Annotated in this window: 12 protein-coding genes and 2 riboswitches; of the genes, 2 read left to right on the forward strand and 10 right to left on the reverse strand. The window is 28.5% G+C overall.

What is annotated here, in order from left to right; genetic code table 11:
• Position 1: 1 nt before the first annotated feature.
• The 10 genes from JW646_RS05950 to JW646_RS05995 all read right to left on the reverse strand — a co-directional run bounded on the left by JW646_RS05950 (position 2) and on the right by JW646_RS05995 (position 9,656).
• On the reverse strand, positions 2-631 hold the full coding sequence (locus JW646_RS05950; RefSeq protein ID WP_228416908.1) for a cobalt-precorrin-8 methylmutase: 630 nt from the start codon (positions 629-631) through the stop codon (positions 2-4).
• Complete coding sequence (locus tag JW646_RS05955; protein WP_228416909.1) at positions 604-1,506, reverse strand: GHMP family kinase ATP-binding protein; 903 nt, start codon at positions 1,504-1,506, stop codon at positions 604-606. The genes JW646_RS05950 and JW646_RS05955 overlap by 28 nt, the downstream gene beginning before the upstream one ends.
• A gap of 1 nt (position 1,507) precedes the next feature.
• Positions 1,508-2,578 carry a pyridoxal phosphate-dependent aminotransferase gene (locus JW646_RS05960; protein ID WP_228416910.1) on the reverse strand — a complete coding sequence of 357 codons (1,071 nt, stop codon included), beginning with the start codon at positions 2,576-2,578 and terminating at the stop codon, positions 1,508-1,510.
• Positions 2,579-2,597: 19 nt separating this feature from the next.
• Positions 2,598-3,551 (reverse strand): adenosylcobinamide-phosphate synthase CbiB, encoded by a 954-nt coding sequence (gene cbiB / locus JW646_RS05965; RefSeq protein WP_228416911.1) that lies wholly within the window; start codon positions 3,549-3,551, stop codon positions 2,598-2,600.
• A gap of 1 nt (position 3,552) precedes the next feature.
• Positions 3,553-4,917: a cobyrinate a,c-diamide synthase gene (locus JW646_RS05970; protein ID WP_228416912.1), complete on the reverse strand. Its 1,365-nt coding sequence runs from the start codon at positions 4,915-4,917 to the stop codon at positions 3,553-3,555.
• Positions 4,918-5,032: 115 nt separating this feature from the next.
• Positions 5,033-6,547, reverse strand: coding sequence for a cobyric acid synthase (locus JW646_RS05975; protein ID WP_228417373.1), 1,515 nt, complete (start codon positions 6,545-6,547; stop codon positions 5,033-5,035).
• Positions 6,548-6,651: 104 nt separating this feature from the next.
• Positions 6,652-6,813: riboswitch (cobalamin riboswitch) on the reverse strand.
• A 288-nt stretch (positions 6,814-7,101) separates the two neighbouring features.
• Positions 7,102-7,932, reverse strand: coding sequence for an energy-coupling factor ABC transporter ATP-binding protein (locus JW646_RS05980; RefSeq protein ID WP_228416913.1), 831 nt, complete (start codon positions 7,930-7,932; stop codon positions 7,102-7,104).
• A 2-nt stretch (positions 7,933-7,934) separates the two neighbouring features.
• Complete coding sequence (gene cbiQ, locus JW646_RS05985; RefSeq protein WP_228416914.1) at positions 7,935-8,624, reverse strand: cobalt ECF transporter T component CbiQ; 690 nt, start codon at positions 8,622-8,624, stop codon at positions 7,935-7,937.
• Positions 8,611-8,940, reverse strand: a complete 330-nt coding sequence (locus JW646_RS05990) for an energy-coupling factor ABC transporter substrate-binding protein (RefSeq protein WP_206925387.1) — start codon at positions 8,938-8,940, stop codon at positions 8,611-8,613. Before JW646_RS05990 ends, cbiQ begins: the two co-directional genes overlap by 14 nt.
• Positions 8,940-9,656, reverse strand: coding sequence for an energy-coupling factor ABC transporter permease (locus JW646_RS05995; protein WP_074919284.1), 717 nt, complete (start codon positions 9,654-9,656; stop codon positions 8,940-8,942). Before JW646_RS05995 ends, JW646_RS05990 begins: the two co-directional genes overlap by 1 nt.
• Before the next feature lie 205 nt (positions 9,657-9,861).
• A riboswitch (cobalamin riboswitch) is annotated at positions 9,862-10,039 on the reverse strand.
• A gap of 152 nt (positions 10,040-10,191) precedes the next feature.
• Here JW646_RS05995 and JW646_RS06000 point away from each other — a divergent pair.
• The gene (locus tag JW646_RS06000) at positions 10,192-10,941 is read left to right on the forward strand and encodes a polyphosphate polymerase domain-containing protein (RefSeq protein WP_148557314.1); all 750 of its coding nucleotides are present in this window, start codon (positions 10,192-10,194) and stop codon (positions 10,939-10,941) included.
• Complete coding sequence (locus JW646_RS06005; RefSeq protein WP_228416915.1) at positions 10,935-11,621, forward strand: DUF4956 domain-containing protein; 687 nt, start codon at positions 10,935-10,937, stop codon at positions 11,619-11,621. Before JW646_RS06000 ends, JW646_RS06005 begins: the two co-directional genes overlap by 7 nt.
• Positions 11,622-11,639 lie beyond the last annotated feature (18 nt).

Below are 11,639 nucleotides of genomic sequence, written 5' to 3' on the forward strand. Positions count from 1 at the left end.
CCTACATTGCATATAAAATAGCATTCATTATGGCTGCAGCTATATTGCTACCACCTTTTCTTCCTTGTACTACTATGTGAGGAATAGAAGTTTTTTCTAATTCATATTTAGATTCTGCTGCACCAACAAATCCAACTGGTGCACCTACAATAGCTTCAACATGGCCTCCCTTATTAACCATTTCTATAGTCTTATAAAGAGCAGTTGGAGCATTTCCAAATACAAATAGCTTTTTCCCTTCTTCATTCATTGCTATTTCCACAGCAGCCATAGATCTAGTTATTTCCTTTTCCTTAGCCAATTCTTTAGTTCTTTCATCAGCTACTAAACACTTGTATTCACACCCAAGGGCATTTAGTTTCATTTTATTTATTCCACTAAGAGCCATATTTGTATCTGTGTAAATTGTGCATTTATTGTTTAAAGCATTTCTTATTGAATCTACTGCTGTATCTGATATTTTTAATATATCTAAGTATTCAAAGTCAGCACTTGTATGTATGCAACGCTTTATTATCTTTTCTTCTATCTCATTTTTAAACTTATATCCTGGTCTAATATCATCAATTATACCTTGTATAATTTCAAAACTTTTTACCTCTATCATCTTAGGGTCTTTAACGTATTCCACTCTATTTCCTCCCTTTCTTTATGACCTATAATTTTGGATAAATGTATCTTTTTATAATAATCATTAAAAGATTTTTCTTTTAAATGATTTATTATTCTCTCATGATCCATATGATTATCAATTAATATTCCAATAACTGTACCACTGTGAGCAATATTAACTCCATAGGCTCCCATCTTGTTACTGATTTCTATAATTTCATTTAAATATGGTTTTTTATGTATATTTTCATTTGCCATACTACTTAGTGTACAAGACTTACCTATCAACTTTAAATCATTATTTCTTAATCCTTCTTCTAATAATTTAAAGGATTTATTTATAATTACTTCATTTTCCAATTTAATATCTAAATAATTTGGATTGCTTCTTATTATGCTTGTTTCCAGTATTTCATCTGGTTCTAAAATTATTACTCTAGCATTATATAAGTTAGCTAAATATTTTTTTACCTGACCTTTAACAGGATTAAAAATTGAGTTTTTATATAATAAAATAGAATCTGTAGGTTCTATTTCTGAAGCAATACGAGATATTTCTTCATTACCTAAATCTTTATTTATCATGGATAATGTTGCCTTAATAGTTGCCCCTATATCTGCTGTAGAACTGGCCATTCCTTTACCTATGGGTATACTGCTATTAATTTCTAGAGATATATTTTCACATTCCCTTAGTGGAATATTAAATCTTTCAAATACTTTTTCTATAGCTTTTCTTGATTTTTTAGGCCCTAAATTAATATTCTCTTTTCTTTCTTCAAGGATAGCAACTGAAAACATATCAATTGCATAAGATGATAAGTATTCTTCACTATCTAATATACCTTGAACAAATTCACCACAAGATGCGGGGCATATTCCATAAGATTTCATATTATTCTCCCAACAATTTATTTAATTCCTTTAAAATCAATTGGTTTTCCTCATGACTTTTAATTGCTATTCTTATGTGTTTTTCACCTAAACCTATAAAGTTTGATGCATTTCTTATTAATATATTACTTTCCTTAAATAATTTAAATTTTAATTCATCTGCTTTTATATCTTTTAATTCCATTAATATAAAATTTGTATCTGTGTCATATACATGTATATTCTCAATTTTTCTTAATTCATTTATCATATATAATCTTTCTTTAAGGTAATACTCCTTACTAGATGTTATATATTCTTTATCATTAAAAATATAATTAGATAAAGTATCAGCAAATGAGTTTACTGTCCAAGGCTCTTTATATCTATAAATATCATTTATAAGTTTTTTATTGCTTGTAACACCATAACCTAGTCTAAGACCAGGCATTCCAAAGAATTTAGTCACTGCCTTTATAATAAATATGTTTTTATATTTTTCCACATATTTTATTAAACTGTAATTTTCTTCTTCATGTACAAACTCCATAAAAGTTTCATCAACTATTAATAACTTATGGCTTTCTATTATTATTTTTAAAAGTTCTTCTATGTTTTTTACCTTTCCATTTGGATTATTAGGATTACATATAAATAAACTGTCAAAATTATCTATATTTGCTTCTATTTCTTCCAAATTTACACTAAATTCATCTTCTTCATTTAGCATAAAGTTTATCAATTCTAAATTATTTAATTTAGCTCCTCTTTCATATTCTGAAAATGTTGGATTTAATATTGCCAATCTTTTCTTAATATTTTTCATAAGAAGGTATATTATTTCTGTTGCTCCATTACCCGGAATAATATATCCAGGATTAACATTTATGTAATTCCCAATATTTCTTCTTAATTTCGTGTAATTAATATCTGGGTAACTTTTACAATTACTTAAACCTTCCAAAATATATCTTTCCAAATTAGGAACAACTTTTGGATTTATATTTGAGCTAAAATCTATTATATCTTCAGTATTTTTATTAAAAGTTTCTGCCATGATATCCACATTAGCTCCATGTCCTAAATCTTTCATAACTTCCTCCTTTCTTTTTTTATAAACCAATTACTAAATAGTAAAAAGTTGTAAAAATTATTATTGATATTATTGATGATGAATACATTATTTTGTTTGTTCTTACAATATCTTCAATTTCTATTTCTCTTTTTTTATCTCCTATAGTTGGTTTATACACTTCTTTTCCAAAATAAACATTCGTACCACCAAGCTGTATTCCTAAAGCTCCAGCTACTGCACCTTCTGAAAAAGCGCAGTTAGGGCTTTTATGATTTTTTCTATCTCTTATTCCAATTTTTAAAGCATCTTTAAAATTAAACCCAACAAATAAACTTCCAATAGAAAGTAAAAGCACACCTAATCTTGCTGGTATATAATTTGCAATATCATCTATTTTTGCTGATGCAAACCCTAGATAATAATACTTATCATTCTTATATCCCACTGTTGAGTCTAAAGTATTAATAGCCTTATATGCCATAGCCAAAGGAGCTCCCCCTATAAATCCGTAAAACAATGGAGCTATTATTCCATCTACCGTATTTTCTGCCACAGTTTCAACTGTTGCTCTTACTATTTCTTTTTCACTTAAATTTGTTGTATCTCTTCCTACTATGTATGAAAGCTGAATTCTAGATTTCTCCAAGTCTCCAGTTTTTAATACTTTATATATTTTTTCAGATTCATCTTTTAAACATTTTGTAGCTAATGTTGTATAAATTAATATGGAATTTACCAAGAAATAAGTTATTTTATTAAACTGAAACAAACGTAGTACAATAGAAGTACTACCTAGTGTTACTCCTACAACGACAAACCAAAGAAAAAAGCCAGCTATTTTTAATGCCTTATCACTTGTAGCTATCTTCCTTATTTGTTTTTCTACAAAACTAATAAGTTTGCCAATAAATCTTACTGGATGAGGAAATGAATATGGGTCTCCTATGATTAAATCAAGAGCATATCCTGTATAAATAGATAATAGATTCATATTATTCACGTCCTCTTTTTATAAAATTAGATATGCAATCTAAGTTGTTGTAAAAATGTGTATGCAGATATGTTGCTAGAGTATTACCATTACTGTAGCCACCTTCCCATTCATCAATAACTTTGTTATTTTTCAATTTTCTCATATAATAAGCACATTCTTCTTGACTATCAAAAATTGAATGATGAAATTCATGTCCTTTGATTATTTGTCCTTTTTTAGCTAGAATAGTGTCTTCCTTAGCCTCACCTAAACAATATCCAAATCTTTTAAGTGAAGATGTCATTTTACTACATCCTTTAAAAATTCCAACCATGTTATAAATATCATTATTTGGATCTTCTAATGTTTCTCCAAGATACATTAGCCCTCCACATTCTGCATATATGGGAATATTATTATAATGAGCATTCATGATAGAAGTTCTAATCTCTTCATTTTCATCTAACTCTTTTGCAAAAATTTCTGGGAATCCTCCTCCTATGTAAACATAATCGCACTTTGGAAGTTTTCTGTCACCAATAGGGCTAAAGTACTTTATGTCCATGCCTAGCTTTTCAAATAACTCTATGTTTTCTCTATAATAAAAGTTAAAAGCTTTATCATAAGCTACGGCTATTGTTTTACCTATGGCCTTATTTTTTTCTATGAAATCTTCTAGGCTAAATGAAGTATTAAAATCCTCAGTTTCAGATATTTCAATTATTCTATCAATATCTATATATTTTTCTATTTCCTCTGCTAGATTATCAAACTTAGCTTTTAAAGAACTTATCTCAACTGAAGGTACTAGACCTAAATGTCTAGACTCTAAAGAAAATTCTTTGTTTGGCGGAAAATACCCAAGTACCTCCACACCAGTATATTTTTCTATAGCTTCTTTTAAAATATTGTAATGGGATTCACTTTTTACATTATTTGTAATAACACCAGCTATATTTACATTTTCATCTAACATCTTATATCCCAGTACCATAGCAGCAGCAGATGTTGCCATTGCCTTTGCGTTTATAACTAAAATCACTGGTGTTTTTAATATTTTTGAAGTATATGAACTAGTACAATCGTCTAAATCAATTCCATAACCATCGTATAGTCCCATTACACCTTCAATCACCGAAATATCTGCATCTTTTGAAGAATTCTTAACTATATATTTAATTTTCTCATCTTCAAGCATATATGAATCTAAATTCCTTGAATATCTTCCAGTAATAAATGTATGATAAGAGGGATCTATATAATCAGGTCCAACTTTATAAGGTTGTACTTTTAAATTTCTTTTTGTTAATGCTTGCATTATTCCTAAGGAAATTGTAGTTTTTCCTACTCCACTATTTGTTCCTGCAATTAATATTTTTTTCATATTACCACCTAATTTGAATTATTTTAAGCAAGGTCGTTGCCTGAATCGGTAGCAAAAGCACCTCGTTGGCACTATGAAGTGAAGCGCCCACGCAGTGGCTTAAGCGTAGCGAATTTTAATTCATTATTTCATATATTTTTTCCATATCTAAATGTTCTCTTAAAAAATCAGCTAATTTATCATATTCTTTATTTTTAAACTCATCAAATGACTCAACTTTACTTTCAACAGGCTCTAAATTTTTTATTTTCCTTATGTTATTTAAAATAGTTCTGGTAAAATCTATATCATCAAATATTCCATGCATATAAGTTCCAAAAACATTACACTGATTATTTACGCTACCAACCTCATACCTTACAATCTCACCAAGTTTTTCTGTTACAGTTGCAAAATTATCACTATTTTCTCTTCTTCTTGTCATTCCCATATGAATTTCATATCCATTAACTTCTTTTTTATTTAAATTTGCAAGGTAGCCATGCAAATTACCTCCTAATATAGCTTTAACTTGTGTTGTAGTTTTTTCTAGTTCAAAAGTCGTCTCTACATCTAAAAGACCTATACCTTCCACTTCTTCCAGATCATTTTCCACATGATATGGGTCTTTTAGAACTTTTCCTAACATCTGATACCCACCACAAATACCAAGTACAAGCTTTCCTCTTTTGTGAAGCTCTTTAATTTGATTCTCTAAGCCATTTTCTCTCAAGAATATTAAATCATCTATTGTTGACTTGGTTCCTGGAATAATTACAATATCAGGATTTCCAAGAGATTCTCCATAATCAACATATCTAAGACTTACATCTTCTTGTGTTTCAAATATATTAAAATCTGTAAAGTTAGACATATGAGGTGTTCTTATCACTTCTATATGAATATCTCCTTTATCTACTTTTTTCTTGAATCTTGTGGTCACACTGTCTTCCTCTTCGATTTTTATGTCAGTATAAGGTATAACTCCAAGAACAGGAACCTTTATAATATCTTCAAGCATTTTTACACCAGATTCTAAAAGTTCTTTTCTTCCTCTGAATTTATTAATTATTACACCTTTAACTCGTTCTCTGTCTTTTTCTGGAAGTAACATTATTGTGCCTACTATTGATGCAAATACTCCACCTCTGTCTATATCACCAATTAATATAACTGGCGCATCTGCAATTTGCGCCATTCCCATATTTGATATATCTCTTTCCATCAAATTGATTTCAGCACAACTACCTGCGCCTTCCATTACAACTATATCAAATTTTTCCTCAAATTCTTTAAATATGTCAGCTAATATTTTTTCTAACTCTAACTTATACTCGTAATATTCTTTCGAAGACATATCTCCTACTACTTTTCCTCTTACTATAACTTGGCTTTTGTTATTGCCATTTGGTTTTAATAATATGGGATTCATATCTGCAGTAGGGTCTATTCCACAAGCTTCAGCTTGAGAAACTTGAGCTCTTCCCATTTCCAAACCTTCTTTTGTTATAAAAGAATTAAGAGCCATATTTTGAGATTTAAAAGGTATTACCTTATAATTATCTTGTTTGAAAATCCTACATAGTCCCGTAGTTATTATGCTTTTTCCCACATTTGATGCAGTTCCTTGAAGCATTATTTTTTTTCCCATAGCATTAATCCTTTCCATTTTATATTAAATACCAAAAAATCCCAGCTCAAATGGCTAGGATTTTACTATGTAACATAAAATCAAATCTTCACCCCGAGATTTTCTATATATAATTAGTTTAGGCAGGTATCCTGGCTTAACATCATTTTACTCCCATACCTTCCCATCAACTTGACAGTGGTAATTATGGTTTCATCCGTTTTACAGTAGCGGGGGCTGCAAAGGCTTTTACCTTTTTCCCTAAAACCTAAACTAATTCTATTAAATTTTACAATTCTCTTCTTATTTCATAAAAAATTTATATATTTTAATTATAGTTATTTTTACTAGGTTGCAAAACATATTAATAATTTTTATATATATAAATATTATTAAACAGTCACTTTTCTGTTATTTTTGTTAAAATTTTAATTTATATCTGAAACAACAATATTTATTTTCTAACTACATATTTGTTTATTTGTTTTTAGAGAGTTAAATTCTATCACGAAAAATAAAAAAAATCCATATTCGTAGCAAAATATGGATTTAATCTATTTTTCGTATCGTATTTTTTATTTAGCTATTTTATTTAAATGACCTTCCATATTTTCACTCCAATAATTATATAAATCTTCCTCTTTTCTAAACAAAGGCAAGTTCATATTCTTATTAAGTTTTACAAGCCATGGAAGTTCTAAGCCTGCTTCTTCTATTTTTTTTTCATCAATAAATACTTCTTCCGCATTACCTTCATTGATTATTTTCCCTTGATTTAGTACATATACATAATCGCATATATCATAAATCAAATTCATATCATGGCTAGTAATTACTATTTTCTTTCCTTTTTCGTACATTGTTTTAATTATATTTACAATTGCTCTTGTACTTTCTGGATCTAAACCAGCTGTTGGCTCATCTAATAAAACAATATTATTTTCCATAGCTATTACTGATGCAATTGCTACTCTTTTTTTCTGACCAAAGCTTAAACTATGTACTGGTCTATCTATAAACTCTTCGCCATTAACAGATTCTAAAGCTTTGCTAATCCTAGTTTTTATAGTTTTTTCATCTGTACCAATATTTCTAAGAGCAAATGCCAAGTCATCATATACCATGGAATAAAAAATCTGTTTCTCTGGGTCTTGGAAAACTATGCCTACTTCTTTTCTTAAATTATATAAACTTTTCTTATCATATTTAAGCTGTCTATTTTTATATAATATTTCTCCTTGGGTAGCTTTTAAAATTCCCATTAGATTGTTAAATAATGTGGACTTTCCAGATCCATTTGAACCTATTATGCCAATAATATCACCATTATTAAAATCCATAGTTATATTATCTAAGGCTTTTCTTTTTTTGTCGTATTGATATGTTAAATTATTTATTTTAAACATTATTAATCTTCCTCTACAATATAAAATGTGCCATCATAAAGCTTCATATCCAAAGCTATACTCATCTCATCATATCTTATCATCATCCTTTTGAATAGCATATTTACTAACAATCCAAAGGAGTTATACGCATTTTTTAAATTTATATATCCAAATCTAAGTTCTTGAGACTTTCTTATGTCTGCAACTTCCTCCATAAATATAAATATAAATCTATACATTAACATTGAAATTTCTAAAACTATATCTGGTAAATGTAGTTTTTTAAATACAAATATTAATTGATTAAAAGGCGTTGTTAGCATTATAAAATAAATACACGTCAAACATGATAATGCTCTAAAAAACAAACGTGTTGATGATACTATTGATTCATTTGAAACACCTATGTATAAACTTCCTATATTTATACTGTATAATAATAATCCTTTATCTTTAGAAAAATTTAAAAGTATCATAATTATACTTAAAATTAAAAATACAAACGGAATTTTAATAAAATGAATGTAATCTTTAAATTCAATTTTTGCAATTCCAACTATAACAAAACTCATTATACCTATAACCAATAAAGATATATAATTGTAAGGATTAATTAAAGATAAAATTAGTAGTAACATACCTATGGAAAATTTCATATTTGGATTTACTTTAGACAACTTATTTTTATAAGCATAATCATCTATTATCATTTAAACTTTCTTCTCTCATTTTTTTCTTAGTTCTAGTAGTTCCTATATAATATCCTATTATTCCTGCTCCAAGTGCTGCTTGGGATGCAAATAGTAAACTTTCAATTTCACCACTTGCTGGTTCTATTAAACTACTAAACCATGGCTCATACTCTGGATTTATTTCAGTTATTACACCTTCAGCCTCTCCATCTGCTCCTCCAAATTCTGCACCCTTTTGAGTTATTAGTGGAACAATAATTATAGCTAAAACTAATATAAATAATATCACTGTCAACTTCATATTACTTGATTTTTTTGTTGTTGAACTTTGCATTATGCTAACACCTCTCTCTCCTCATTTTCAGTTATAAAGTTATAAATTATAACTGTAAGTAATCCTTCTGCTATTGCTATAGGTACTTGAGTAACAAAGAATACTCCTAAGAATTTTACTGCTGAAGCCATAAATCCACCTGCTGGATCTGGGAAAGCAAGACCTAATTGGAATGATGTTACTGTATATGTCAACAAATCTCCTAATGCTGCTGCTAAAAATACTGCAACTTTTTTATCCATTTTATCTTTACATAGTTTCCATATTCCAAAAGAAACTAATGGTCCTACAATTGCCATTGAAAAAGCATTTGCTCCTAAAGTCGTAATTCCTCCATGGGCTAATAGCAATGCTTGAAATAATAATACTATTGTACCTAAAACTACAGTTGCACTAGGTCCAAATAATATTGCCGCAAGTCCTACACCTGTTGGATGTGAACAACTACCTGTAACTGATGGAATTTTTAATGCTGATAATACAAAGACAAAGGCTCCACAAAGAGCTAATAATAATTTCTTTTTAGGTTGTTCTTTAACTATATTAGCAATATTTTTAAGTCCTACTACGAAGAATGGAATAAATATTACCCACCAAATTATGGCCCATTTTACTGGTAAAAAACCTTCCATGATGTGCATTGCGTTTGAGACTACTGGTGTGATCATTAGCATAAAGGCTGCTATTAATGACCATTTTAAATTACTTTTTTTCATACTACATACATCTCCCTTTTAATTATTTTTAGGGTGTATATCTTATTATTTTGATTCATTTAGGTAAGTTTTCTTGTTGTAATTAAATATTCTGTTTCCTTATTTGTTGATAATTAAAAAAACCTAACCAAAAGGCTAGGCTAGTATCTTTTAATTTCCAACATAAAATGTTTTCTAATAAGATACTTCCTTCACCCCGAAGAAATTTCTTTTGATATTTTAGGCAGGTATCCTGACTTAGTTTCATCCTACTCCTCACCTTCCCATAGTTTAACACTACAGTGGTACGCTGAGTTTCGTCCACATTACAGTAACGGGGGTTGTAGAGGGGTCTCACCTCTTTCCCTATTAATCGTTAAAGAACCTAAAATATTTTTTATTATTCTTACACTTTAATTCTATACCAAATTATGTATATAATCTATAAAAAAAAATTCTTTTCATAAAAATATGTTAAAAATTTATCTTTAAGATTCTTTTAAGGTTACATTATTATACTCATACTATAAAATACATTGCTAAAGAGGTGATAAATATGGCAATAAAATCATTTAAGCGCTATGAAAAAAAGTTTTTAATAACAGAAGACCAATATAATGAATTACTTCCGAAACTTTCAGATTATATGAATCGTGATAAATTTTGCCAAAACAACAATACGTATAGTATCTATAACATCTATTATGATACAAAAAACAGCGATGTCATAAGACATTCCATATCAAAACCATATTATAAAGAAAAACTTAGAGTAAGAAGTTACAAGATTCCAATTAATACTACTGATAAAGTATTCTTGGAGCTAAAGAAGAAAATCAACGGTATAGTTAGTAAAAGAAGACTTTCTCTTTCCTTAGGTGAGGCTTATGAATTTCTTTATAATAATAAAACACCCCTAGTTGAAGATTATATGGATAATCAGGTTCTTAGTGAAATAAAGTACTATCTTAGTAATACAAAAGTTTATCCTACTGTATTTATTTCTTATGACAGAAATGCTTTTTTTTGCAAGGATAATCCTGAATTTAGAGTTACTTTTGATTCAAGGGTTTTAACTAGAAGAAATCACCTTCACTTGGAAGAAGGGAGTTTTGGTGAAGATGTAGTTGGAGAAGGAAAATATCTTATGGAAGTAAAAATATTAGGTGCCATACCTTTATGGTTTACAAAAATTTTATCTGAATTGGAAATTTATCCAACTCATTTTTCAAAATATGGTAATGAATTTATGAAATATTGCTTAAATAATAAAGAAAATAAGGAAATAGGAGCTGAAATATGTTAGAAACAATAATAGCATCAACAAGTGGAGAATCTTTTACTCTTACCAATTCTCTTATAGTAATAACCACGTCTATAGTTTTAGGAATTTTAATTAGCGTGGTCTATATGAAAACAAATAAAAAATCAAATTTTAACTCAGGTTTTAGTACAACTTTAATTATGCTACCTGTAATAATATCTATAATTATTTTACTTGTTGGCAACAATGTAGCTAGGGCCTTTTCTTTAGCAGGAGCATTTTCCATAATTCGTTTCAGAAGTGCCCCTGGGGATCCAAAAGATATTGCATATATCTTCTTTACTTTAGCCATTGGACTTACTTGCGGCATGGGATATATTACTTATGCTGTTTTATTTACATTAATATTATCTGCTGTAATGATAGGATTGCATGTAACTAAGTTTACAGAACCTAAAAATAAAAGTATGCAATTAAAAATCACTATACCTGAAGATTTAAATTATGAAGGTATTTTCGAAGAAATATTAGATAATTATACTGCTTCTTATAATATAGAACGCGTTAGAACAAGAGACTTTGGCTCTTTATTTGAATTAAGTTATTTAATTAACCTTAAACCTGATGTAAATCAAAAGTCCTTTTTAGATGAGTTGAGATGTAGAAATGGTAACTTAAATATTACCCTTACCCTTTCTAGTACAAGCTATGGTGATAATTAATTTGTTTCCCCCTTAAAA

This window comes from Terrisporobacter hibernicus (assembly GCF_020809405.1).
Taxonomy (GTDB): Bacteria; Bacillota; Clostridia; order Peptostreptococcales; family Peptostreptococcaceae; genus Terrisporobacter; species Terrisporobacter petrolearius.

What these genes read in the sequence shown, in the direction of transcription:
- JW646_RS05960 (WP_228416910.1), bottom strand. Translation starts at nt 2,578, where the DNA reads ATGAAAGATTTAGGACATGGAGCTAATGTGGATATCATGGCAGAAACT.
- JW646_RS05970 (WP_228416912.1), bottom strand. Translation starts at nt 4,917, where the DNA reads ATGAAAAAAATATTAATTGCAGGAACAAATAGTGGAGTAGGAAAAACT.
- JW646_RS05980 (WP_228416913.1), bottom strand. Translation starts at nt 7,932, where the DNA reads ATGTTTAAAATAAATAATTTAACATATCAATACGACAAAAAAAGAAAA.
- cbiQ (WP_228416914.1), bottom strand. Translation starts at nt 8,624, where the DNA reads ATGATAATAGATGATTATGCTTATAAAAATAAGTTGTCTAAAGTAAAT.
- JW646_RS05995 (WP_074919284.1), bottom strand. Translation starts at nt 9,656, where the DNA reads ATGAAAAAAAGTAATTTAAAATGGTCATTAATAGCAGCCTTTATGCTA.
- JW646_RS05990 (WP_206925387.1), bottom strand. Translation starts at nt 8,940, where the DNA reads ATGCAAAGTTCAACAACAAAAAAATCAAGTAATATGAAGTTGACAGTG.
- JW646_RS05955 (WP_228416909.1), bottom strand. Translation starts at nt 1,506, where the DNA reads ATGAAATCTTATGGAATATGCCCCGCATCTTGTGGTGAATTTGTTCAA.
- JW646_RS06000 (WP_148557314.1), top strand. Translation starts at nt 10,192, where the DNA reads ATGGCAATAAAATCATTTAAGCGCTATGAAAAAAAGTTTTTAATAACA.
- JW646_RS05975 (WP_228417373.1), bottom strand. Translation starts at nt 6,547, where the DNA reads ATGGGAAAAAAAATAATGCTTCAAGGAACTGCATCAAATGTGGGAAAA.
- cbiB (WP_228416911.1), bottom strand. Translation starts at nt 3,551, where the DNA reads ATGAATCTATTATCTATTTATACAGGATATGCTCTTGATTTAATCATA.
- JW646_RS06005 (WP_228416915.1), top strand. Translation starts at nt 10,935, where the DNA reads ATGTTAGAAACAATAATAGCATCAACAAGTGGAGAATCTTTTACTCTT.